Below are 22,139 nucleotides of genomic sequence, written 5' to 3'. Positions count from 1 at the left end.
AGGGGCTGATGATAGTCGGCGCCCGGGGTGGGGGCTAATGCGCTGCGTCAATTCGCCGCGGCCGCCGGACCATCCGGCCCGCCTTCAGTACGGCAGGTAGTGATCGGCCAGCAGCGCGGCGAAGAGGCCGAACAGGTAGGCGATCGAGAAGCGGAAGGTGCGCCGCGCCAGCGCGTCGCTGTAGTCGCGGTAGAGGCGCCAGGCGTAGTGGATGAAGCGCGCGCCGAGCACGACCGCGGCGGCGAGATAGACCATCCCCGACATCCGCGTGGCGTAGGGCAGCAGGGTCACGCCGAAGAGGATAAGGGTATAGAGCAGCACGCTCAGCCGGGTGAACTCGGACCCGTGGGTGACCGGCAGCATGGGCAGGCCGGCGCGCGCGTAGTCGTCGGTGCGGTAGAGGGCCAGCGCCCAGAAGTGCGGCGGCGTCCACGCGAAGATGATCAGGAACAGCAGCAGCGCATCGGCCGACACCTCGCCGGTGATCGCCGCCCAGCCGAGCACCGGAGGCATCGCGCCGGAGGCTCCGCCGATGACGATGTTCTGCGGCGTGCGCGGCTTGAGGAAGATCGTATAGACGACGGCATAGCCGACGAAGGTGGCCAGCGTCAGCCACATCGTCAGCGGATTGACGGCGCGGTGCAGGATGGTGAGGCCGAAGCCGCCCAGCATGCCGGCGAAGGCGAGCACCTCGCCCGCGGCCAGTTCGCCGCGCGGCAGCGGGCGGCCGCGGGTGCGGGCCATGCGCGCATCGATGTGCTGCTCGACCAGGCAGTTCATGGCCGCGGCGGCGCCGGCGACGCAGGCGATGCCGAGCGTGGCGCAGAACACGGCGAACGGCTCAGGCAGGCCGTCGGGCACGGCGAGGAACATGCCGATCACGGCGCAGAACACGATCAGCGTGTTCACGCGCGGCTTGGTCAGCACGTAGAACGCGCGCGCGCGGCGCGCAAATCCGTCGTGTGCGGGGGCAAGGGTTCTCATCGCTCGTGCTCCTTCAGCCGACCAGTGCCACGAACCGCTGGCGCATGCGCGCCGGCATCGCGGCCAGCCGGTAGTTGATCGACACCATGAGGACCAGCAGCAGCGCGGCGCCGGCGTTGTGCGCGGCCGCCAGTCCCAGCGGCAGGGACAGCCTGACGTTGGCGATCCCCAGCGTTACCTGCAGCAGCAGCGCGCCCGTCAGCGCAAGGCCGAGCCGCTCGGTGCCCTGGCGCTTCGCCAGCGTCGCCCCCAGCACCAGCAGCACCACGCCGACCAGCAATGCGCCCACGCGGTGCGACCAGTGGATGGCAGTGAGCGCCGCGTTCGACAGCAGTTCGCCGTCGGCGGTCATGCCCAGCTCGCGCACCACGTGGAAGGCATTCGCATAGTCGGCCTGCGGCCAGAGGCTGCCGTGGCAAGTGGGGAAATCGGTGCAGGCGAGCGCGGCGTAGTTGGTGCTCGTCCAGCCGCCCAGGGCGATCTGCGCGATCAGCAGCACCAGGCCGAGGCGCGCCGCGAGGCACAGCCGCGGGGCGACCCCGCCGGTGCCGCCCGCCTGCAGCCGTTCCACGCCGAGTGCGCGCAACGCGAGCCATGCCAGCAGCGCAAGCGTGGTCAGCCCGCCGATCAGGTGGGCGGTCACGATGGCGGGCTTGAGCAGCAGCGTCACGGTCCATTTGCCCAGCATGCCCTGCAGCGCGACCACCCCGACCAGCAGCCAGGCCACGCGGCGCGACACCTTCGCATGGCCTCCCAGCCGGGATGCGAGGACGGCGATCGCGATGATCAGCAGGCCGAGGCCGGCGGCCGCATAGCGGTGGATCATCTCCTTCCACGCCTTGGGCATGCTGACCGGCCCGTGCGGATTCGCCTCGTGCGCATCGAGGATCTGCCCGGCGGCGTGCGCCGGGCTCAGCTTGCCGTAGCAGCCGGGCCAGTCGGGGCAGCCCAGGCCGGCATCAGACAGCCGCACGTAGGCGCCGAACACGACGACGAAGGCCGTCAGGCCGAACGCCAGCAGCACCAGGCGGCGATAGAGCGTCAGCGCGGGCGGCATGTCCGGCTCACTCCCGGCCGCCGCGGCCGAGCGCGGAATACTTCAGCAGGCGCTGCAGGTCCTTGGTGAGGCCGCGCGCCGTGCGGGTGGTATCGGTGTCGTCGTCGAAGCGCATCATCACGTTGCCGAGCGGATCGGCCAGGAACACCTGCCCCGCCGCCGCGCCGCCGAGCGCGGCCAGCCAGGCGGCATCGGCGCGCACGAGGCGCAGGCCGTCATGGCCGGAGAGGGCATGGGCGCCGGGCTCTCCACCGTCGGTGATGAGCCACACGCGGCCGACGCGCTCCATGTCCTGGGCCTGGGCCAGCCGCGCCTGCCGCGACACGTACAGCGCCCGGCCGCATGCCGCGTCGCAGGCGGCGGGCGCGGCGACGAGCAGCGTCCATTGGCGTTCCAGGTCGCTGCGTGCCAGCGCGGCCTGGCCGCCCGCGCCGTCGAGCACGGTCGCCGGCAGCGCGGCGGGCGGCAGCAGCGTGCCGTGATTGACCCGGCCCTGCGGCTGCCAGACGTAGAAGGCGAGGTAGGAGGCGGCCACCGGCAGCACGCAGACGAAGGCAAGCAACATCAGCGTGCGGCGCGCGCGGCGCCGTGCGGCGCGCGCCCCCGGCGGCGGCGGGGCGACGGAGGCGCGGGGCAGGATCAGGCTATCGCTCATCGGAGGGTTTCCGGGTGAAGAGGCGCCCGGCATGCCAGGCGGTCAGCGCAGCGGCGAGGCCGGCGAGCGCATACCACTGCAGCGCGTAGGCACGGTGGCGGTCGGCGCTCATGGCCGGCTGCGGCCAGTCGCGCGACAGGCCGTCGCCGGCGGATGCGGAGGTCTGCTGCACCGTCCAGCCGGCGAGCCGCGGCCCCGCCGCATCGAGGACGGCGCGGTAGCGGTCGAGATCGAGATGCTGCCAGCGACGGCCTTCCGCCACCTCGCCGCCGAGGAAGAAGGGCTTTGCCTCGACCGGCTGCATACGCCCTTCCACGCGCTGCAGCCCGGCCGGGGACGGCACGTCGGGCAGGCGGCTGCGGTCGGCATCCGCGGCCAGCCAGCCGCGATTGACGAGCACCGCGCCGGAACCGTCGGTCAGTTGCAGCGGAGTCAGCACGTGGTAGCCGGCGCGCCCGCCCTGCGTCCGGTTGTCGAGAAGAATGGTGTATTGCGCCAGCCAGCGGCCTTCGAGGCGCAGCGGCTGCCCGTCGACGGGCCGGTCGGTCGCACGCACCGCAACCGGCCCGCCGCGCGCGGACAGATCGAAACGCTGCTGCAGTTCCGCCTTCTCCTGCGCCCGGCGCATCTGCCAGTTGCCGAGCGACACCATCGAGGCGACCAGCAGCAGGCCGGCGGCGAGGGGCGCCCATGCATGCAGCGCGCGGCGCATCGGAGTGCGCGCCTGCCGATGCGCCGCACGGCCGGCATGCGGGGACACAGCCGCCCCGCCGCCCTGCGGCCCCGCTGCGGAACGGCCGGCGGCCTGCAGATTCATTGGCCCGCTCCCGCACGCGCATTACACTGCCGTGACACATCCTGCCGCGACACCGACCGGAGCCCGGCCATGCGCATCGTCGTCATCCTGTTCCTCGTCATGATCGTCGCCAGCCTGGGGTCGGCGCTGCTGTTCCTGCTGCGCGACCGCGGCGGCGGCACCCGGATGGCGCGCGCGCTGGCGATCCGCGTCGGCCTGTCGCTGGCGCTGTTCGCGACGCTGATGGCGGGGTTCGCAACCGGGCTCATCGACGGCAGGCTCTGACGGCCTTCACAGCCAATACACGACGACGAACAGCATCAGCCACACCACGTCGACGAAGTGCCAGTACCACGCGGCGGCCTCGAAGCCGAAGTGGTGATCCGGCCGGAAATGGCCAGCGAAGGCGCGGAACAGCATCACCGTGAGCATGATGGTCCCCACCGTGACGTGCATGCCGTGAAAGCCGGTGAGCAGGTAGAAGGTGGAACCGTAGATGCCGCTGTCCAGCCGCAGATTGAGTTCCGCATACGCATGGGCGTATTCGTACGCCTGCAGCGAGAGAAAGATGATGCCGAGCAGGATGGTGACCGCCAGACCGAGCTTGAGCCGGCCGCGCCTGCCGTTGAGCAGTCCGTAGTGCGCCCAGGTGAGGGTGACGCCCGAGGTGAGCAGGATCAGCGTGTTGATCGCCGGGATGCCCCATGCCTCCATCGGCGTGAACGGGTCGGACGCGTAGGGGCCGGCGGTCGGCCACGCGCCCGCGTACCCCTGCCAGAGCATGGACGCGTTGTCGCCCGACGACAGCCATGGCACGGACAGCACCCGCGCGTAGAACAGCGCGCCGAAGAAGGCGGCGAAGAACATCACTTCGGAGAAGATGAACCAGCCCATGGACCAGCGGAAGGACTTGTCCACCCGCCGGCCGTACTTGCCGCCCTCGGATTCGCGCACGACCTGGCCGAACCAGCCGAACATCATGAAGACGAGGATGGCGATGCCGAGGAAGAACACCCAGCGTCCGGCCGGCATGCCGTTCAGCCACAGCGCGGCCCCGCTGCCGAACAGCAGCAGGGCGACGGCGCCGATGATCGGATACTTCGATGGTTCGGGGACGAAGTAGTGGTCCGCCGCCTGCATGCCTGACGCCTGGTTCATGACTTTGCCTCCCGCTCGGGCCCTGTGCCCGCTATGCGCTCGCGCGCCCTACGATCCAATGCACGATCAACACCAGTACGATGACGAAGATCGCCCCCGCCAGCACGCCGGCCACGACGACGGCGAGCGGATTGAGCGAGCCGGCGTCGTCGATGTAGCTCTGGCGCTTGCGCACGCCGAAGAAGGACCACAGCACGGCACGCATCGTGGCCAGGAAGCCGGCGCGCCTGGGGGCGCCGGTCACGATGCATCCCCTGCGGCGTTCGCCATCGCGTTGCGCCCTTTCAGTTCGAAGAAGGTGTAGGAAAGCGTGATCGTGTTGACGTCGTCGGGGAGCCCCGGATCGACGACGAAGACGACCGGCATGATGCGTTTCTCGCCCGGTGCGAGCGTCTGCTGCGCGAAGCAGAAGCAGTCGAGCTTGCGGAAGTACTGGCCGGCGACCTGCGGGCCGTAGCTGGGCACCGCCTGGCCGGTGACGGATTCGGCGCGGGTGTTGGAGACTTCGTATTCGATGTGGACGAGTTCGCCCGGATGCACGCTGACCGAGCGCTGCACCGGCTGGAAGCGCCAGGGCAGGTCGTGCAGGTTGGCGTCGAACTGGACGAGGATGGTGCGGCTGGCATCGACCTGGGTGTTGGCGGCGGCGCGGGCGCCGGCTTCGGCCTCGGGGCGCAGGAAGTTGTTGATGCCGGTGGCCTCGCAGATCTTTTCGTAGAAGGGGACGAGCAGGAAGCCGAAGCCGAACATGGCGAGCGCGGACAGCGCCAGCCGCAGCAGCAGGCGGCGGTTTTCGGTGTCGAGGCTGCCGGCGGCGCGCGGGTTCATCGGCCGAAGACCTTGTACTTGATGATGACGAACAGGAAGAAGCCCAGCGCCACCGCGGCCAGCAGCAGGCCGGTACGAAGGTTGGCGGCGCGGCGGTCGGGTTTCGTCATCTCGGCGCGGGTGCTCATGCGCGGCTCCGGTTCGCGCCGGCCGGGGCGGGGCATTCGCAGAGCCGGCGAGGACTGTCCGAGCACCGAGCGCAGCGAGGGCGAGTTCCGCAGCCGGCGGCGTGAATGCCCCGCCCCGGCCGGCGCTGCGTCGTCGAATGCTGGTAGGCCATCGTTTTCCGGACTCCTGCCCCGGTCACCGGACGACCGGTGCCTCCTCGAAAGTGTGGTAGGGCGCGGGCGACGGCACCGTCCATTCCAGCCCCTCGGCCCCGTCCCACGAGCGCGCCGCGGCACGTTCGCCGCCACGGATGCATTTCACGACGACGACGATGAAGATCAGTTGCGACAGCCCGAAGCCGAAGGCGCCCACCGAGGCCATGGCGTTGAAATCGGCGAACTGCAGCGCGTAGTCGGGGATGCGCCGCGGCATGCCGGCGAGCCCCAGGAAGTGCATCGGGAAGAAGGTGATGTTGAAGAAGACCATGGAGCACCAGAAGTGCAGCTTGCCGAGGGCTTCGCTGGGCATGTGCCCGGTCCATTTCGGCAGCCAGTAGTAGGCGCCGGCGAAGAGGGAGAACAGCGAACCGGCGACGAGCACGTAGTGGAAGTGGGCGACGACGTAGTAGGTGTCCTGCACCTGGATGTCGATCGGAGCGATGGCGCAGATCAGGCCGGTGAAGCCGCCCATCGTGAACACGAAGATGAAGCCGGTGGCCCACAGCATCGGCGGTTCGAAGCTCAGCGCGCCGCGCCACATGGTGGCGACCCAGTTGAACACCTTCACCCCGGTGGGCACGGCGATCAGCATGGTGGCGTACATGAAGAAGAGCTGGCCGGCGGCCGGCATGCCGGTGGCGAACATGTGGTGCGCCCACACGGCGAAGGACAGGATGGCGATCGACGCCGTCGCATAGACCATCGACGCGTAGCCGAACAGCGGCTTGCGCGAGAAGGCCGGGATGATCTGGCTGACGATGCCGAAGGCCGGGAGGATCATGATGTAGACCTCCGGGTGGCCGAAGAACCAGAAGATGTGCTGGTACATCACCGGGTCGCCGCCGCCCGCGGCGTTGAAGAAGCTGGTGCCGAAATGGCGGTCGGCCAGGACCATCGTCACCGCACCGGCCAGCACCGGCATCACTGCGATCAGCAGGTAGGCGGTGATGAGCCAGGTCCAGCAGAACAGCGGCATCTTCATCATCGTCATGCCGGGCGCGCGCATGTTGAGCACGGTGACGATGATGTTGATCGCCCCCATGATGGAGCTGACGCCCATGATGTGGATGGCGAAGATGGCGAGGTCCATGCCCATGCCCATCTGCACCGACAGCGGCGCGTACAGCGTCCAGCCCGCGGCGGTGGCGCCGCCGGGGACGAAGAAGGAGCCGATCAGCAGGATCGCCGCCGGCGGCAGCAGCCAGAAGCTCCAGTTGTTCATGCGCGCGAAGGCCATGTCGGAGGCCCCGATCATCAGCGGGATCATCCAGTTCGCGAAGCCGACGAAGGCCGGCATGATCGCGCCGAACACCATCACCAGGCCGTGCATGGTGGTGAGCTGGTTGAAGAACTCGGGCTGGACCACCTGCAGGCCGGGCTGGAACAGCTCGGCACGGATCGTCAGCGCCATCACGCCCCCGGACAGGAACATGATGAAGCTGAAGACCATGTACATCGTGCCGATGTCCTTGTGGTTGGTCGTGGTGAGCCAGCGCATCACGCCGCCGGGGGCGTGATGTCCATGCAAGTGATCCGGGATGACGGCGGCCATGCGGGCTTCTCCTGGCGGATGGCGACGGATGCGGGCGCGGTGCGACGCGGGCCTCAGCCCTCGCCCGGCGCGGCGGCGATGCGGGCGGGTTCGGCTTCGGCCGCCGGAGCGGCCGCGGGCGTGCCGGCGGCCGCCCTGGCTTTCTGTTCCGCGACCCAGGCGGCGTACTTTTCTGCCGACACCACTTGCACGACGACCGGCATGAAGCCATGGTCGCGGCCGCACAGCTCGGCACAGTTGCCGCGGAAGGTGCCTTCCCGGTCGGCGCGGAACCAGGAGTCGCGGATGAAGCCCGGGATGGCGTCCTGCTTCACGCCGAAGGCCGGCACCCACCACGAGTGGATGACGTCGTTGGCGGTGAGCAGCACGCGGATCTTCTTGCCCACCGGCACCACCAGCGGGTTGTCCACTTCCAGCAGATACGCATCCCCCTTGGGCGCGCCGCCTTCGATCTGGTCGCGCGGCGTGGCCAGCGCGGACAGGAAGCGGATGCCTTCGCCCTCGCCCTGCAGGTAGTCGTAGCCCCATTTCCACTGGTAGCCGGTGGCCTTCACCGTGATGTCGGGGTTGGAGGTGTCCTTCATGGCGATGACGGTCTTGGTCGCCGGCCAGGCCATGCCGAGCAGGATCAACACCGGGATGACCGTCCACGCGATCTCGACCGCGGTGTTCTCGTGGAAGTGGGCGGCGACCGCCCCCTTGGACTTGCGGTGGTTGAACACCGCCCAGAACATCACGCCGAAAACGCCGACGAAGATGAGCAGGCAGATCACCAGCATCAGCGTGTGCATGTCGTTGATCTGCTCCGCGATCCCGGTCACCGGCTGCTGCAGGTTATAGCGGGCGTGCGGCTGCTCTGCCTGCGCGAGCGAAACAGACGATGCGAGGACCAACCCTGCGATGCGACCGGCACGACCCATGACTACCCCCAAGCGGATGCAGTATTAGCAGGCGCAAACGATGTTGCCATAGCAAATTTGGCAGTCGCAACATGGGTTTTTGACGAAAATCAATATACTGCGTCGCACAATCTGCTAGCGGGCAAGCCAGGCACGCCCTTCGAGCGGTCTTTCGGGGTTTTCCCGCAGCCTTTTTTGGTGCATTGCGCAAAATTGCGCATGCCTGCCGGCCGCCGCGCCGCTCCGGCGCCTGCCGGCCATGGCCTACAATCGGGCGCGACGCCATCCGCAACAGCCGCCATGCCCTATCCCCGCCCCGCCTTCGAGGCCAAGATCTGCCCGCCGGACGAACTCGCCGCCCGCGCCGCCGCGCTGCCGCGCCCGCTGGTGTTCACCAACGGCTGCTTCGACATCCTGCACCGCGGCCATGTGACCTACCTCGCGCAGGCGCGCGCGATGGGCGCGGCGCTGGTGGTGGCGCTCAACACCGACGCGTCGGTGAGGCGCCAGGGCAAGGGCGGGGACAGGCCGATGAACGCGCTGGAAGACAGGCTGGCGGTGATGGCGGCGCTGCAGAGCGTGGACCTCGTGACCTGGTTCGACGAGGACACGCCCATCGCCCGCATCCTCGAAGCGCGCCCCGACATCCTCGCGAAGGGCGGCGACTGGGCGCCGGAGAACATCGTCGGCGCACCGGAAGTGCGCGGCTGGGGCGGCGAGGTGCATTCGATCCCGTTCGCGGTGGAACGGTCGACGACCGCGCTCATCCGGCGGATACGCAGTTCGTAAGGCCACCCGCCAGCACCTGCTCAGTTCCCGGTCGCCAGAGCGTCCCCGCACTGCCGATCGGGGCGCGGTCGAACCCTATCGTCGGCGCGACATGCGGTGCTTCTGCAAATCTCGGCGTAGTGGCCATCGTCGGCGGCAACATTTTCCATGCCGCAGCGAGCACGCAAGGACAGGTACCAACCCAAGGGGTACATCACCTTTCCGTTCTCGAGATTGATGTTTACGACCGGCTCAACACTATCGCTCCCGAGTAGCTCCCGGCGGCCGTGGCTGCCAGCGGTACTTGGACGCAACGCGCTCACGGCTTTGGCCTGCAGGCTCTCGGCCAGACGCCCGTTCGCCCCGGTTCCAAGTACCTGGGACGCGGTCACGATCGGCCCGAGAAAATCTGCGAACAGCTTCCATTGCCCAGCACAGCGGGGCCGCGAGTTGTCACGCGCGTCACAGGGCTCATCCGCCCTGTCCCCGTCCCGCGCGGCGGGCGCGTCCACACCATTGCGCACCATGATGACCTGGGCGACGAGGTGCGCCCGCAGCCATTCCGGCTGCGTTCCATCCAATACGCCGATCGTGTGCATTTGCAGCACGCCCTGCAACACCCGCAAGATGTCGCCAGTGGTATGGCCGCCGCTGTTGTCGAAATAGCCTCCATCGGCCAGATGGCCGCAGATCACCTCGCCGCCCTGCTCTCGCAGCGACGGGCAGGACGCCGCCGCAATTCTGACGCTGCCTATCGCGTTAACGAACGGAAAGCGTGCAGCGTTGTGTGCTGCTGTACTGAGAGGCAGGCCCACGCCGAGATAGTCGATCTGGTCGCGCGCAGTAGGAAAATCCTTGGCGCAGACACGGACGTCGCTCGCGATCGCACGCTCCCCCGTTTCTACCCAGGTACTGTTCAGGAACAGGTGGGGAAGATGCGCCGCGCTAGACCCCGCCAACGACGCAAGCGGCATCCGCAGGTCCACCCCAGCCTGCGCCAACCCCTCCTCCAGCCCACGCTCGAACCATGCCCCACGGCTCAGGAAGCCACAGCCGGGCTGATTGCACCAACGTGTCGGGATGAAACGCGCCAACACGTCCTCGAACATCCAACTTCCCAACAGCGGTGTCAGCAGATCGCGCGCACCGAGGCGGCGGATGCAGGAGCGCAGTGCGTCCATGTCGCCGCTGCCCGGATGGCGCGCACGACACACACGATAGACGCTGACTCCGACCGCGCCACCGGACACCCCTGACATCGAGAATGTGCGCCGGTCGAAGTCGGGGATTCGGGCACTCAACTCGGCGAGCACGAGTGCCGGCCAATACGCAGCTCGGATGCCGCCGCCTTCGGCCGAGACGAAGTACACCGTCAGCGGCCCCTCGCCCTGGCAGCGCTGCGAATGTTTGTCGTCATCCCCGCACAAACGCTCCAGCCATGCGACGAGCGCCTTTTCGAGTTCAGGCCGGGGGGCCTCGGCATCCTTCCGCACCTGGCTCTGGTTGCCCGGAGGACTTTTCCGGGCGAAGTCCCAAGCCGTGGGTGCAGCGACGATCAGAAGCGCCGCGGCCCCCGCCACGTAAAGTCTCCACCCCGCATGGATACTGCAGATCAGCACAACCGCGGCCAACAGGGCGAAGGCAACGAGCGCCTGCGCCGTCCACATGCTGAACGTGTCCGGTGGCGAAATGGCCGACAACGATTCATTCCATACCATGTGATTGTCGGTAGCACCCCACCATCCGAGCAGCGCAACGAGCGCTAACAATCCACCAAGCACCGGAAGGCCACGCCGTAGAGAGAACTGCGCCAGCAGGCCGACCACACCAGTCCACAACGTCATCGCACAGCAAATGACGCCCAGTGTGACCGGTGGCTGATCCGATAGCAGCAGATTGAAGAGGCGCAAGGTAAGGAAGAAAAGCAGGGCAGCAACCGGCAGACTCAATGGCGCGACGGGCATCCAGAGAAAGTGGTAACGACTCGCATGCAGTTCGCCGCGTGCGCCGGAGGCATCGCCCCTGTACTCGTAATATTCATCTGCCTGGATGCTCCGGTTCGCGGCATCCACGCCGCGCCCCCACATGAAAATGATCGCGCCGAGCAAGGTCATCGCACCGAAGCCCAACAGGATGCAGGCGCTGGACAGTGCCTCGGCCCGCACGGCATCCCGTGCTGCAAGGCCGCACAGCCAGACGACCATCAACACCGGCGCCGCACCAAGCAAACGCGCCCACCACTTGGCGAACTGATGTGCTTCGAGAGGCCAGCCATCCACGGCGGCGGACTGCTCCATATTGACTTGCGGCGGAATCGCGTCCCCCGTTGCCCCGTGCTGCGCGCCAGTCTTCGCCTTCTCCCTGATCGAAGCTGGACGCCGCAACCGGCAGAGGATCCGCGTCCACATCCAGCACATGTAGGCCAGCGCCCACACCGAGATCGCACTTGTCAGCATCGCAAATGCCGCGCCACCGTATTGCCTGGACTGCCAGCCATGTGCAACGCCGGCCAGCACGTCGCGGCTCTGGTTCATTACCAGGACGAGGCCGGCGAAAAAGGCCAGCGAAGCGAGCACGTAGCGGCTGCGCCAGACGATATCCACCACGGCGAAACGAAGTCGTGCGCGCTGCAACACTTCGATTGCGTCTTCCTGTCGCCGACTGTTGTTTCCAAGAGCGAAGAACCACGACAGAAACGCCAGCAACAGCAGCCCGGCCGCAATCATCAAACAGAACCACTTCAGTTTCGTCGCCAACACCGGAACCCATGCGGGCACACCCGCGCCACTCAGCAGCAATCCCCCCAGGCCAAACAGATTCTCCGCCTCATCAGCCAGCATCGCCGCTAGCGCGAGAAATACGATCGCGCGTATGAGCACGGGACCCGACCAGTGCGGATTCAATGTTCCCGCCCTTGGTGCGAGCGCGATCAACAACGCGCCATACATCGGCACGAAGAGCACCGCGTCGATGGCGAGAAACGCCACCGCCAGCCACCACACCCCATGCTCAGCCCATTTGCGGGCGATGAATCGCTGATCCGCGCCCGCCTCGAGAAAACGCTCCATCCCCTGATCAGAACCCACCTCGAGGGCCAGGCCCATCACACCCAGCACGGTCAACGTCAGCCCGACCGCGATCGCAAGCGCAACAAGTCTGCCGGCAGTCAACCGTTCAACACACCGCAGGATTGCATTGCAGAGGCCGTTTCCGCGTGTGGCGCCATTGTTTTTGTCGATGCTCATGTTCATCACCTTCTGGTGTTTCTTGCACTGAAATTCGCGGCACATAGCGGCAGTACGCGTACATCCATCCTGCAATGCCCCAGGCACGCGGGATCAGGCAGTAGCCGTTCTTTCGACCGGCTTGCGCCCCACGCCGCGCAGGTTGACGAACTTCCCGAGGAGGTCGAACCAGAACGGCGCCCCAAGCCCCGCCATGATTGCTGTCGCCAACCAGCCGAGAAATGCGCGCAGCCAACGCCCACCGTCCCATCCCGTACTGACATCGCTTATCCAACCCACTTCCGGCAATCGGGCGAGGCTCGCGTCAACCCCGATTGCGAACTTCTTTGTTGCGTCATCAAGGGCCGCGAGATAGATCTTCAGCTCATCGAATTCGCGCGTGCTCTTCGGGTCGGCGAGGACCGCCCGTGCCAGCAGCCAGCCCAGGGTCGGATTGATCACGCGATCCGTCTGCTCCCAGAGGAATGCCGACTGGCGGAAGCCGGCAATAGCCTGCTTGCGACGTTCCGTGTCCGTCGCCATGCAGCGCAGGTATTGCATCCAGTCGGCGAACGTCGCGCCATCGCCGGGCGCCTGCGGCTGCTCGTTCCCACAGGGCGTCGCAGGTGGGCTGGCCAGTTCGGGAAGCGCGACGGCAAGTGCAGCGCTTTGCGCATCGGGTGTTCTTGCCGTCAGGAACTGCCATCCAGCGCGAGCCAGGACCGGGTTCCAGTGGTTGGTGTCGTGCATCATCCGCAGCGCGAGCATTGCTGCATCGTGATTCCCCGCAGCCGCAGCCTCCAGGTAGTTCCCCGATGCTTTCGAGGTGCCGCCGCGCAGGCCGCCGACCCAAGCGCCCACTGTCGCTGCAAACCGCTCCGGCGACTTCGCTTCCTCGCCCGACACCGCATCCACGCTCATCTGCAAGGTAGTCGCGCGCAAGGTTTCATCTTTCAGCAAGCGGCTGCCGATATAGAAGCTGTCGAGATTGAACGCGAGAGCAAGGCAAAACGCGAACAGCGTCAGCCAGATTTGCGTGCGCCGCTTGTACCAGCCGGAGGCCCGCTCCATGGCGGCATCGAAGCCCGCTTCCATCGACGTCCTGACCTGGTCCAGCGAGTCCGCGCCGTTGCTGAGGGCGGTCTCGATCCTCGAGCGGACACCCCCGGGCAGCATGTCGCCCTTTTCGCGGACGATCTCGCGCAACCGGGCAATGCTCAGCGGCTCACCGGGCGGCAGGTTCGCTATCTTGCGCACCATGTCGAGCAGGACACCGGCGTATTGCTCGCGCGGGATGTAGCTCGGACGCGAAGCTGCATCCGCCGCCCCCACGCGCGCCGTGCTCAGCGCGCGGATCAGTGGATGCTCGTAGAAGTTGGAGGCCCATCTGGCACTCTCGCCACCGGCGGCTTCCACACGATTCACCCCGCCGGCCACCAATTGCGCGATGCAGCCTTCCAGGCACCTTGCGCGCAGCTTCAGGTAGCTTGCGACGGCCTCGACGACGAAGGATGCGACAACCGACGTCAGCAGGTACAGCAATGCAAGACCAATCAATAGTTCCAGCAGGACGCTCACCGCATGCTCCCCAGAGTAAAGGTGCATGCAGCCTAGCAGTCGACCGGATCCGCTCCATCACCCGATCGGGTGAAACATCCGCTCCCTACCCTCCGCACCACCTATATTGCGTATGTCGGATGAGCACCGAGGCGCGGACCCATAGTGGAGACATGAACAATGAACACCCCCGATTTCTGCAGGCTCGACCCCGTGATCTCAGCACTCTACGAAGCCACGCTCCACCCGAAGCGCTGGTATGCCGCCCTCCAGGGGATGGCGCACCTGGGCGAGGCACAGGCGGCGGTCTTCATCGATATGGACTACGCGCTATCGGTACTTTGGCGCCATGTGCTGTACAACGTGGACGAGGAAGCGCACCACGTGTATCTGAAGCGCTATGCGCAGATCGACCCGCGGCTGCCGGTGATGATGAAGGCGCCCGAATTACGCTGGTTGTCGGACGTGGAAGCACTCTCCGAGGCCACACGCACCGATAATCCGGTTTACCGTGACTATCTCGTGCCCTCGGGTCTCAAGGAATGCCTGATGGCGAAAGCTGCGGTCGAAGGGGCACGCCACGGTCACGTCGTGCTGCTGAAGATCGGCGTGAGCGACCGCTTCAGCGCGGAGCAGCGTGCGACGCTGGAACTGCTGCTACCGCACGTGGATCGGGCGGTCCGCATCTCGCGGCGGCTCGCCGGCTTCGCCCGTGCACTGGCGTTCGGCAGCCGCGGCATAGACGAAAGCGACGAGCCGGTGGCCGCACTCACCAGCAACGGCTGCATCAGCGAGGCGAATCCCGCTTTCGAGCGGCTACTGGCGAACGGAGACATCTTCGTCGCTGACCATGGCCACAAATTGCGCTGCAAATCCGACGATGCGCAGGCCCGGCTCGGACGTTCGATCGCCGATGCGCTCGAACTCGCCAAGGGCAATACCCGCCACGACAGCCGCAACTCGCCAGTAGTAACCGTCGATCGCGCCGGCGCGCCGCCGCTGCTGGTCACAGTGACCCCCCTGATGCAGATGGGTGCGCAGCCCTGGTTCGAACAGGTGGGTGTGCTAATCAAAGTGTCCGACCCGCTCAGGCCGCCAAGCGAGGAGGTCTTGCAGCAAGGCTTCAGTTTCACTGCCGCCGAGGCACGGCTCGCCCGCGCCTTGCTCGGCGGTGGCACGCTGGCGGAGGTCGCCTTGCGCATCGGCGTTTCGGTGAACACGGTGAAGACCCAGCTCCAAGTAGTATTCCAGAAGACCCGAACGACCCGGCAACCCGAACTGGTTGCCTTGCTACACGCCGTCCGGCATTGACAAGACGATATCGGCAACGGCCATCGTGACAATGCCGCCCGATAACGGCACCGAACCCGCTAGAATTGCCGCCAATGCGCGTCATTTCCCCCACCCCCTCCGCCCTGCACGTCCTCGAGCACGTCTTCGGCTACTCCGCCTTCCGCGGCGAGCAGCAGGCCATCGTCGAGCACGTGGCGGCGGGCGGCGATGCGCTGGTGCTGATGCCCACCGGCGGCGGCAAGTCGCTGTGCTACCAGGTCCCGGCCCTGCTGCGCTCCGGCACCGCCATCGTGGTGTCGCCGCTGATCGCGCTGATGCACGACCAGGTCAGCGCGCTGGTGGAGGCGGGTGTGAAGGCCGCCTTCCTGAATTCCAGCCTGGACGCGGAGTCGGCGCGCGCGGTGGAGCGCGCGCTGTACGGCGGCGAACTCGACCTGCTCTACGTCGCGCCCGAGCGCCTGATGACGCCGCGCTTCCTCGACCAGCTCGACCACCTGCGCGACACGGGCCGGCTGGCGCTGTTCGCGATCGACGAGGCGCACTGCGTGTCGCAGTGGGGCCACGACTTCCGGCCGGAATACCTGCAGCTCTCCATCCTGCCGGAGCGCTACCCCGCCATCCCGCGCATCGCGCTCACCGCCACCGCCGACCGCCTCACGCGCGAGGAGATCGCCGGGCGCCTGAACCTGCAGGACGCGCGCCGCTTCATCGCCAGCTTCGACCGGCCCAACATCCGCTACACCATCGTCGAGAAGGACGATCCGCGCCGCCAGTTGCTGCACTTCATCCGCGAGGAATACCCATCCGAAGCGGGCATCGTGTATTGCCTGTCGCGCCGCAAGGTGGAGGAAACCGCCGCCTGGCTGCAGGAACAGGGGCTCAACGCCCTGCCCTACCATGCCGGCCTGGCGCAGGACGTGCGCGCCGCGCACCAGACCCGCTTCCTGCGCGAGGACGGACTCATCATGGTGGCGACGATCGCCTTCGGCATGGGCATTGACAAGCCGGACGTGCGCTTCGTCGCCCACCTCGACCTGCCGCGCTCGATCGAAGGCTACTACCAGGAGACCGGCCGCGCCGGCCGCGACGGACTGCCGGCGCAGGCATGGATGGCCTGGGGCGCGCAGGACGTGGTGCAGCAGCGGCGCATGATCGACGAATCCGAGGCGAGCGAGGAATTCAAGCGCCTCGCGCGCAACCGGCTCGACGTGCTGGTCGGGCTGGTGGAAGCCACCACCTGCCGCCGCCAGCACCTGCTCGCCTATTTCGGCGAAGAGGCGCCGCCCTGCGGCAACTGCGACAACTGCCTGCATCCGCCGCAGACCTGGGACGCCACCGAGGCGGCGCGCAAGGCCCTCTCGTGCGTGTATCGCACCGGCCAGCGCTACGGCGCCGGGCACCTGATCGACGTGCTGCGCGGCGAAACCACCGACAAGGTGCTGGAGCGCGGCCACGAGCGCATCTCCACCTTCGGCATCGGCAGCGAGCTCGACGAGAAGCGCTGGCGCACGGTGTTCCGCCAGTTGGTGGCGCGCGAACTGGTGGCGGTCGACCACGAGCGCTACAACGCGCTGCGCCTGACCGACGCCGCCCGCCCGCTGCTGCGCGGCGAGGCCGGCTTCCACCTGCGCCTCGAGCGCGAACGCAGCCGCGGGCGCGCAAAGCGGCGCAGCGCCGCGGTCACCGACATCCCCGGCGGCATCCCGACCACGCTGTTCGACCGCCTGCGCGCCTGGCGCGCCGCCCAGGCGAAGGAACGCAACGTGCCCGCCTACGTCATCTTCCACGACGCCACCCTGCGCGAGATCGCCATCGCCCGCCCGGCCAGCATCACCGAACTCGCCGGCATCAGCGGCATCGGCGACCGCAAGCTCGAAGCCTACGGCAGCGCCATCCTCGAAGTGATCGCCGAGACGGCCTGAGCCGCGCCGGCGAGCGGATGGCGGGGCTTCCTAGTAGCGCATGATCACCGACTTCAGTTCGGTATAGTCGTCGATGAATGCACTGCCGAACTCGCGCCCGATGCCCGAGCCCTTGCTGCCGCCGAAGGGCACCGACGGGTCCAGAAAAGTGTGCATGTTGATCCACACCGTACCCACCTGAATACGCGGGATCAGCCGGAACACGCGCGACAGGTCGTTCGACCACACACTTGCGGACAGGCCGTAGGGCGACGCGTTGATCCAGCCCACCAGTTCGTCCTCGTCGTCGAACGGCAGGAAGCTGATGATCGGGCCGAAAGTCTCCTCGCGCATCAGCACGTCGTCGGCGCTGCGGGCCCGCACGAGCGCGGGCTCGACGAAGTACCCCGGCCGCTCCAGGCGCCGCCCGCCATGGCAGATCTGCCCCAGCCTGCGCGCTTCGTCCAGATAGCCCAGCACCTTGTCGAATTGCGGCTTGTTGGCGATCGGACCGAACTGCACCGACTCGTCGAGCGGCGAGCCGATCTTCAATTGCGGCAGGCCGCCGCTCATCTTGTCCAGCACCTCGTCGATACGCGAACGATGCACGAACACCCGCTCCGGCGCCGCACACACCTGTCCCTGGTGCACGAAGCCGGTCTGCATCAACCCGGCAACTGCGCCATCCACGTTCACATCGGCCAGCAGCACCGCTGCGTTCTTGCCGCCGAGTTCCAGCGTGCAGCGCGTGAGGTTTGCCGCCATCGCCGCCTGACCCACCCTGGAGCCGGTTGCCGACGATCCGGTGAACGACACCTTGGCGATGTCCGGGTGTTCGATCAACGCCTGGCCGGCGTCGCCAAAACCATTGACCACGTTGAAGACGCCCGGCGGAATGCCGGCTTCGATAGCCAGCTCGGCCAGCCGCAGCAGCGTCAGCGGGGTGAATTCGCTCGGTTTGACTACCACGGTGCACCCGGTCGCGAGCGCGGCGGCGATCTTCCATGTGCCGATCATCATCGAGAAGTTCCACGGCACGATCGCGCCAATGACGCCAATGGGCTCGCGCCGGGTGAAAGCCGTGTATTGCTCGCCCTGCATCGACGGCATCGACGGCGTGATGGTTTCTCCGGTGATCTTCGTTGCCCAACCGGCGAAATAGCGCAGGAAGATCGCCGTCTGGCCCACGTCGATCATGCGCGACAGATGGATGGACTTGCCGGAACACAGCGTCTCCAGTTGCGCCAACTCCTCGGCATTGGCGTCAACGAGGTCAGCCAGGCGATTCAGCAATACGCCGCGCTGGTACGGCAGCGTCTGTGCCCAGGTACCGCGGAATGCACCGCGGGCAGATGCCACCGCGGCATCGACGTCCGCGCTGCCGGCCACGGACACGCCGGCGATGATCCGTTCGGTGGCGGGGTCTACCACGTCGATGGCGCGCGTGCCATCACCGGGACGCGCCGCGCCATCGATGAAATGACCGTGCTGCTTGTTCAGGAATGCGTGAACCGCGGGCAGGATGTTGATGTCAGCCATGAAAACTCCGGAATACGAATGGAATGAAGAGTGGACGTCGAGGTGCGCGCTCAGCCTTGGAGTACGGCCTTGAGCACCGCCAGCGCACGCCGGTAAAGGTCTCGTATGGTCTCGACCGCCTGAACGTCGCTGACGCCATTCGCACGAAAGCGCGCCTGCCACGTAACCCGCGTGCCATCGGTGCAGGCTTCGGCCCTCAGTGTGCTCAGGTAGTCATCGACGGGGAGGTCGCCGCGCACCATTGCATAGCTCAATTCGTGGCGCGCCGGCGATCGCTGCAACAGCCGTTCGACGACGCTGCCGCCATCAGGCGTCGCCATTTCGCGCTCATCCGCCTTGATCATCGCGATGGTGATCTGCGGGATCCAGAAGCGGCCGAAGTCGCCTATGGTCTCCCAGACGTTCTCGACCGGCGCATTCACGACGATCGTCTCCTCGACAGTCAACATGCAGCAATCTCCTCGATGGCCATGGATCATGCGGCGGGGTCGGACGCGGGGCCCGAGTCCTGGCCGACGTTGTAGGAACGGCGGTTGTTCAACGTGTGCAGCCCGAACCCGGCACGCTCCTTGAAGTCATCGATCACCTGCTGCAGTTCGGCCAGCGGTACGCAGTCGTGGATATTGGCCGCGCCCGGCGGGCAACGGCGCTTGACGATCTCGAGCACCTCGTCCGGACCATTCTGGCGGCTCGAGCGCACCACCGCGTTGGCACGCTCGAGGCGATCCGCTTCGTAGGCCCTCAGCCCGGCTTCCGGCGAACCCTCGCTGGCCAGCGCATAGGCCAGGGCACGTCCGTCGATGATGGCCTGCACCGCTCCGTTGGAACTGACCGGGATCAGGGGATGGGCCGCATCGCCGAGCAGCGTCACGCGGCCGAAGCTCCAGCGATCCAGCGGATCGCGGTCGTACAGCGGAAACTCGAGGATGCGCTCGCTCTCGCGCATCATCTTCGGCACATCTATCCAGTCGAACTGCCAGTCCTTGTACAAGGGCAACAGCCGCTGCTGCTCCGAGACCTTGTCCCAATCCTCGGTGGGTGCCTTGTTCTCGTCCATCGTAAGCGCCGCGATCCAGTTGACCAGGCTCTTGCCCTCGCCGGCATCCTGCAGCCGCTTCGAGATCGGGTAGGCCACGATCTTCAGCGCCTTGTCACCGATGATGACCATGGTCTTGCCGTCGAGGTACTGGTCCGTCTCGACCGCACAGCGGTACAGCACCATGCCCGAATACACCGGAGCCCCCTCATTGGGATAGAGGCTGCGCCGGGTAGCCGAATGCAGGCCGTCGGCGCCGACCAGCACATCGCCTTCGTCGAACAGCCTCGAGCCGCCATGGCGCTCGAATTCCACCCGCACGCGTCCGTTCACCGTCTCGGTGAAACCCACCAAGCGTGCATCACTGATCACCTTTTCCGCGCCCGCTCGCTCCCTGAAGGTGTCGAGCAGCAGCATCTGCATGTCGCCGCGCAACACCGACCATTGCGGCCAGCGATAGCCCGCATGCAACCCGCACGGCTGGCTGATGACGAGACGGCCTTCGCCGGTGTAGTAGTTCATCGCCGTCGTACGGATCGCAAACTTGTCGATCTCCTCCTCGAGACCCAGTTCGATGAATTCGCGCGCTGCGTGCGGCAGGATGTTCAGTCCCACCCCCAGCGGCTTTATCTGGGCCACCGATTCGTAGACCACGCAGTCGATGCCAGCCCTTTGCAGGCTCAGCGCCGCAGTCAGGCCGCCGATGCCGGCGCCCGCGATGATGACTTTCATTGCTTGCTCCTCTGTCTCCGTCTTTGCGTTTGAAGTGTGCGGCTGCGCGGCCGGCGGCTTGCCTCAGACCGGGACCGCCAGTGCATCGGCCAGCGCGCCGGCCAGGCCGGCGTCGCCCGCGCGGATTCTGCGTTCGAGGGTCTCGGCCTCCGGCAGGATGGCGTCGAAATAGAAGCGCGCCGTCGCCAGACGCACGTCGGTGCGCACCGTCCCCGGCTCCACGGCGGTGGCCAACCGGAAGGTGCTCCAGGCCCCGGCCAGCAGCCCGGCCCATTGCAGGTACCAGGCGGCGCACAGATCCAGGCGCTCCGATTCGGCCCGTATCAACTCCGCAGTGATCGCTTCGAAACGTTCGAGCGCCGACGCCAGAGCCGCGCGCAGCGGTACCGGCGTCGCATCGGCAAGCGGCATCTCGAGCGTTTCGCGCATGCGCGCCAACCACACCGCGTAGCCGCGCGCCCCCGCCCGAATCAGCTTGCGTCGCAGCAGGTCCTGCGCCTGGATGCCGTTGGTCCCCTCATAGATGGCCATCACCCGGCTGTCGCGCACGTACTGCTCCATGCCGCCATCGGCCACGTAGCCATAGCCGCCCATCACCTGTACGCCCAGGTTCGCAACCTGGAACGCGCTGTCCGACATCCACGCCTTGCAGATCGGAAGCATGAAATCCGCATAATCGGCCGCTGCCGTGCGCTCTGTTTCGGATGGGGCATGCCGCGCGAGGTCGAGCGCGCTGGCCACGTCCAGCACGAGTGCTCGCATCGCCCCGGTCATTGCCTGCATCTGCACCAGCATGCGGCGCACGTCACCATGCTGGACGATGGACAGGGACGGATTGCCGCCCTGCCGGCGCTCATGCGCGTAGCGCAATGCGCACTGGGTAGCGGCGCTGGCGATGCCCACGCTCTGCACCGCAACCTCCAGGCGCATCAGGTTCATCATCGTGAACATGCAGGCAAGGCCGCGCCCTTCGGCACCGATACGCACGCCGCGGGCATCGTCGAAGGCCACGGCGCAGGTAGGCGACGCCTTCAACCCCATTTTCTTCTCGAGCCCCAGCACCGACACGCCGTTGGTCGCCGAAGCCGGCAGCGCTGCGACATCCGCCGGGCGCTTGGGCACGACGAACAGCGAGAGCCCGGCACCGGTTTGCCGGCCTGCAGTCCGCGCCAGCACGAAGTGGTAGATCTGCCCCGTGTAGTCCTGGTCGGCGCAGGTAATGAAAACCTTGGATCCGGTAAGGCGATAGTCCGCCCCTCGCCGTCGCTCTCGGGTACCGCGCGTGTGCGGATCGCGGAGACGTCGGAACCGGCCTGCGGCTCGGTGATCACGATGGTCGCGCCAGCCTCGCCGTTGAGCAGTTCATGCGCGATACGCCGGGCCATGGCCGGTTCGCCATGCTCCAGGATCAGGTGGGCACCGGCACGCACCATGCAAGCCATCATGCCGAACGCGACGCAGGCGCCGTTGACCATCTCGGAAAAGGCAACCGCCAGCGTCGTCGGCAACGCCTGCCCTCCGACCTCCTCCGGCAGGTCAACCCCCGCCCATCCCCCTTTCACGAAAGCCGCGTACGCCTCGCGAAAGACTGCCGGCACCCGCACCTGCCCGTCGTCCAGCACGCAGCCCTGTTCATCACCTGGATGGTTGATCGGCGCCAGCACACCGGCGCAGAACCTGGCCCCCTCCTCCAGGATGGCGCTCACAAGCGCCTCATCGACATGGGCAAAGGCCGGCAGCGCGAGCACGCGGTGCCACGGCGCGGATGCGTCCAGGACAAAGCGCAGCTCGTCCACCGGCGGATCGTAGGTTTCTGCCATACGTGTCGTCTCCT

Annotated in this window: 21 protein-coding genes; 4 read left to right on the top strand and 17 right to left on the bottom strand. The window is 67.0% G+C overall.

The window, feature by feature from the left end; all coding sequences use genetic code 11:
• Positions 1-84: 84 nt before the first annotated feature.
• Genes cyoE through CCZ27_RS01500 form a run of 4 tightly spaced genes read right to left on the bottom strand, consistent with a single transcriptional unit; the run spans position 85 to position 3,513 of the window.
• Positions 85-984, bottom strand: a complete 900-nt coding sequence (gene cyoE, locus CCZ27_RS01515; protein WP_096445043.1) for a heme o synthase — start codon at positions 982-984, stop codon at positions 85-87.
• Between the two features lie 13 nt (positions 985-997).
• Positions 998-2,041, bottom strand: a complete 1,044-nt coding sequence (locus CCZ27_RS01510; RefSeq protein ID WP_198363236.1) for a COX15/CtaA family protein — start codon at positions 2,039-2,041, stop codon at positions 998-1,000.
• A 7-nt stretch (positions 2,042-2,048) separates the two neighbouring features.
• Positions 2,049-2,696 (bottom strand): redox-active disulfide-containing membrane protein, encoded by a 648-nt coding sequence (locus tag CCZ27_RS01505; RefSeq protein WP_232516524.1) that lies wholly within the window; start codon positions 2,694-2,696, stop codon positions 2,049-2,051.
• The gene (locus CCZ27_RS01500) at positions 2,686-3,513 is read right to left on the bottom strand and encodes an SURF1 family protein (protein ID WP_232516523.1); all 828 of its coding nucleotides are present in this window, start codon (positions 3,511-3,513) and stop codon (positions 2,686-2,688) included. Before CCZ27_RS01500 ends, CCZ27_RS01505 begins: the two co-directional genes overlap by 11 nt.
• 69 nt (positions 3,514-3,582) lie before the next feature.
• Here CCZ27_RS01500 and CCZ27_RS01495 point away from each other — a divergent pair, with 69 nt between their 5' ends.
• Positions 3,583-3,777, top strand: coding sequence for a twin transmembrane helix small protein (locus CCZ27_RS01495; RefSeq protein WP_096445042.1), 195 nt, complete (start codon positions 3,583-3,585; stop codon positions 3,775-3,777).
• A 6-nt stretch (positions 3,778-3,783) separates the two neighbouring features.
• Here the strand turns inward: CCZ27_RS01495 and CCZ27_RS01490 are convergent, their stop codons facing one another.
• The 6 genes from CCZ27_RS01490 to coxB all read right to left on the bottom strand — a co-directional run bounded on the left by CCZ27_RS01490 (position 3,784) and on the right by coxB (position 8,276).
• Entirely contained in the window at positions 3,784-4,650 is an 867-nt protein-coding gene (locus tag CCZ27_RS01490) for a cytochrome c oxidase subunit 3 (protein WP_096445041.1), read from the bottom strand.
• Between the two features lie 31 nt (positions 4,651-4,681).
• Positions 4,682-4,894: a DUF2970 domain-containing protein gene (locus tag CCZ27_RS01485; protein ID WP_443081532.1), complete on the bottom strand. Its 213-nt coding sequence runs from the start codon at positions 4,892-4,894 to the stop codon at positions 4,682-4,684.
• Positions 4,891-5,478: a cytochrome c oxidase assembly protein gene (locus tag CCZ27_RS01480; RefSeq protein ID WP_096445040.1), complete on the bottom strand. Its 588-nt coding sequence runs from the start codon at positions 5,476-5,478 to the stop codon at positions 4,891-4,893. The genes CCZ27_RS01485 and CCZ27_RS01480 overlap by 4 nt, the downstream gene beginning before the upstream one ends.
• Entirely contained in the window at positions 5,475-5,606 is a 132-nt protein-coding gene (locus tag CCZ27_RS24110) for a cytochrome oxidase small assembly protein (protein WP_232516522.1), read from the bottom strand. The genes CCZ27_RS01480 and CCZ27_RS24110 overlap by 4 nt, the downstream gene beginning before the upstream one ends.
• Positions 5,607-5,781: 175 nt before the next feature.
• Positions 5,782-7,356: a cytochrome c oxidase subunit I gene (gene ctaD, locus CCZ27_RS01475; RefSeq protein ID WP_096445039.1), complete on the bottom strand. Its 1,575-nt coding sequence runs from the start codon at positions 7,354-7,356 to the stop codon at positions 5,782-5,784.
• A 53-nt stretch (positions 7,357-7,409) separates the two neighbouring features.
• The gene (gene coxB / locus CCZ27_RS01470; RefSeq protein WP_096445038.1) at positions 7,410-8,276 is read right to left on the bottom strand and encodes a cytochrome c oxidase subunit II; all 867 of its coding nucleotides are present in this window, start codon (positions 8,274-8,276) and stop codon (positions 7,410-7,412) included.
• Positions 8,277-8,555: 279 nt separating this feature from the next.
• On the opposite strand from coxB, the gene rfaE2 reads away from it, so the two are divergent.
• Positions 8,556-9,044 (top strand): D-glycero-beta-D-manno-heptose 1-phosphate adenylyltransferase, encoded by a 489-nt coding sequence (gene rfaE2 / locus CCZ27_RS01465; protein WP_096445037.1) that lies wholly within the window; start codon positions 8,556-8,558, stop codon positions 9,042-9,044.
• A 20-nt stretch (positions 9,045-9,064) separates the two neighbouring features.
• On the opposite strand, the gene CCZ27_RS01460 is transcribed toward rfaE2, so the two are convergent.
• Together CCZ27_RS01460 and CCZ27_RS01455 are read right to left on the bottom strand one after the other, a co-directional pair.
• The gene (locus CCZ27_RS01460) at positions 9,065-12,313 is read right to left on the bottom strand and encodes a hypothetical protein (RefSeq protein WP_096445036.1); all 3,249 of its coding nucleotides are present in this window, start codon (positions 12,311-12,313) and stop codon (positions 9,065-9,067) included.
• Between the two features lie 48 nt (positions 12,314-12,361).
• On the bottom strand, positions 12,362-13,825 hold the full coding sequence (locus CCZ27_RS01455) for a hypothetical protein (RefSeq protein WP_157748410.1): 1,464 nt from the start codon (positions 13,823-13,825) through the stop codon (positions 12,362-12,364).
• A 159-nt stretch (positions 13,826-13,984) separates the two neighbouring features.
• Here CCZ27_RS01455 and CCZ27_RS01450 point away from each other — a divergent pair, with 159 nt between their 5' ends.
• Together CCZ27_RS01450 and recQ are read left to right on the top strand one after the other, a co-directional pair.
• On the top strand, positions 13,985-15,115 hold the full coding sequence (locus tag CCZ27_RS01450; protein ID WP_096445034.1) for a helix-turn-helix transcriptional regulator: 1,131 nt from the start codon (positions 13,985-13,987) through the stop codon (positions 15,113-15,115).
• Between the two features lie 74 nt (positions 15,116-15,189).
• On the top strand, positions 15,190-17,019 hold the full coding sequence (gene recQ, locus CCZ27_RS01445) for a DNA helicase RecQ (protein WP_096445033.1): 1,830 nt from the start codon (positions 15,190-15,192) through the stop codon (positions 17,017-17,019).
• Positions 17,020-17,049: 30 nt separating this feature from the next.
• Here recQ and CCZ27_RS01440 read toward each other — a convergent pair whose 3' ends face one another.
• The 5 genes from CCZ27_RS01440 to CCZ27_RS01420 all read right to left on the bottom strand — a co-directional run bounded on the left by CCZ27_RS01440 (position 17,050) and on the right by CCZ27_RS01420 (position 22,125).
• The gene (locus tag CCZ27_RS01440) at positions 17,050-18,537 is read right to left on the bottom strand and encodes an aldehyde dehydrogenase family protein (protein ID WP_096445032.1); all 1,488 of its coding nucleotides are present in this window, start codon (positions 18,535-18,537) and stop codon (positions 17,050-17,052) included.
• 50 nt (positions 18,538-18,587) lie between these two features.
• On the bottom strand, positions 18,588-18,986 hold the full coding sequence (locus CCZ27_RS01435; protein ID WP_157748409.1) for an SRPBCC family protein: 399 nt from the start codon (positions 18,984-18,986) through the stop codon (positions 18,588-18,590).
• A 26-nt stretch (positions 18,987-19,012) separates the two neighbouring features.
• Entirely contained in the window at positions 19,013-20,305 is a 1,293-nt protein-coding gene (locus tag CCZ27_RS01430; protein ID WP_096445030.1) for a flavin-dependent oxidoreductase, read from the bottom strand.
• A gap of 63 nt (positions 20,306-20,368) precedes the next feature.
• Positions 20,369-21,427 carry an acyl-CoA dehydrogenase family protein gene (locus CCZ27_RS01425; RefSeq protein ID WP_157748408.1) on the bottom strand — a complete coding sequence of 353 codons (1,059 nt, stop codon included), beginning with the start codon at positions 21,425-21,427 and terminating at the stop codon, positions 20,369-20,371.
• On the bottom strand, positions 21,337-22,125 hold the full coding sequence (locus tag CCZ27_RS01420; protein WP_096445028.1) for an acyl-CoA dehydrogenase family protein: 789 nt from the start codon (positions 22,123-22,125) through the stop codon (positions 21,337-21,339). Before CCZ27_RS01420 ends, CCZ27_RS01425 begins: the two co-directional genes overlap by 91 nt.
• Positions 22,126-22,139: the final 14 nt, after the last annotated feature.

The organism is Thauera sp. K11, assembly GCF_002354895.1.
Classification (GTDB): Bacteria; Pseudomonadota; Gammaproteobacteria; order Burkholderiales; family Rhodocyclaceae; genus Thauera; species Thauera sinica.
The sequence above is the reverse complement of the archived record's forward strand: the minus strand, read 5'-3'. Positions and strand labels throughout refer to the sequence as shown.

What these genes read in the sequence shown, in the direction of transcription:
- CCZ27_RS01460 (WP_096445036.1), bottom strand. Translation starts at nt 12,313, where the DNA reads ATGTGCCGCGAATTTCAGTGCAAGAAACACCAGAAGGTGATGAACATG.
- CCZ27_RS01450 (WP_096445034.1), top strand. Translation starts at nt 13,985, where the DNA reads ATGAACACCCCCGATTTCTGCAGGCTCGACCCCGTGATCTCAGCACTC.
- CCZ27_RS01495 (WP_096445042.1), top strand. Translation starts at nt 3,583, where the DNA reads ATGCGCATCGTCGTCATCCTGTTCCTCGTCATGATCGTCGCCAGCCTG.
- cyoE (WP_096445043.1), bottom strand. Translation starts at nt 984, where the DNA reads ATGAGAACCCTTGCCCCCGCACACGACGGATTTGCGCGCCGCGCGCGC.
- CCZ27_RS01505 (WP_232516524.1), bottom strand. Translation starts at nt 2,696, where the DNA reads ATGAGCGATAGCCTGATCCTGCCCCGCGCCTCCGTCGCCCCGCCGCCG.
- rfaE2 (WP_096445037.1), top strand. Translation starts at nt 8,556, where the DNA reads ATGCCCTATCCCCGCCCCGCCTTCGAGGCCAAGATCTGCCCGCCGGAC.
- CCZ27_RS01490 (WP_096445041.1), bottom strand. Translation starts at nt 4,650, where the DNA reads ATGAACCAGGCGTCAGGCATGCAGGCGGCGGACCACTACTTCGTCCCC.
- CCZ27_RS01430 (WP_096445030.1), bottom strand. Translation starts at nt 20,305, where the DNA reads ATGAAAGTCATCATCGCGGGCGCCGGCATCGGCGGCCTGACTGCGGCG.
- recQ (WP_096445033.1), top strand. Translation starts at nt 15,190, where the DNA reads ATGCGCGTCATTTCCCCCACCCCCTCCGCCCTGCACGTCCTCGAGCAC.
- CCZ27_RS24110 (WP_232516522.1), bottom strand. Translation starts at nt 5,606, where the DNA reads ATGAGCACCCGCGCCGAGATGACGAAACCCGACCGCCGCGCCGCCAAC.
- coxB (WP_096445038.1), bottom strand. Translation starts at nt 8,276, where the DNA reads ATGGGTCGTGCCGGTCGCATCGCAGGGTTGGTCCTCGCATCGTCTGTT.
- CCZ27_RS01510 (WP_198363236.1), bottom strand. Translation starts at nt 2,041, where the DNA reads ATGCCGCCCGCGCTGACGCTCTATCGCCGCCTGGTGCTGCTGGCGTTC.
- CCZ27_RS01480 (WP_096445040.1), bottom strand. Translation starts at nt 5,478, where the DNA reads ATGAACCCGCGCGCCGCCGGCAGCCTCGACACCGAAAACCGCCGCCTG.
- CCZ27_RS01435 (WP_157748409.1), bottom strand. Translation starts at nt 18,986, where the DNA reads ATGTTGACTGTCGAGGAGACGATCGTCGTGAATGCGCCGGTCGAGAAC.
- ctaD (WP_096445039.1), bottom strand. Translation starts at nt 7,356, where the DNA reads ATGGCCGCCGTCATCCCGGATCACTTGCATGGACATCACGCCCCCGGC.
- CCZ27_RS01500 (WP_232516523.1), bottom strand. Translation starts at nt 3,513, where the DNA reads ATGAATCTGCAGGCCGCCGGCCGTTCCGCAGCGGGGCCGCAGGGCGGC.
- CCZ27_RS01420 (WP_096445028.1), bottom strand. Translation starts at nt 22,125, where the DNA reads ATGGCAGAAACCTACGATCCGCCGGTGGACGAGCTGCGCTTTGTCCTG.
- CCZ27_RS01440 (WP_096445032.1), bottom strand. Translation starts at nt 18,537, where the DNA reads ATGGCTGACATCAACATCCTGCCCGCGGTTCACGCATTCCTGAACAAG.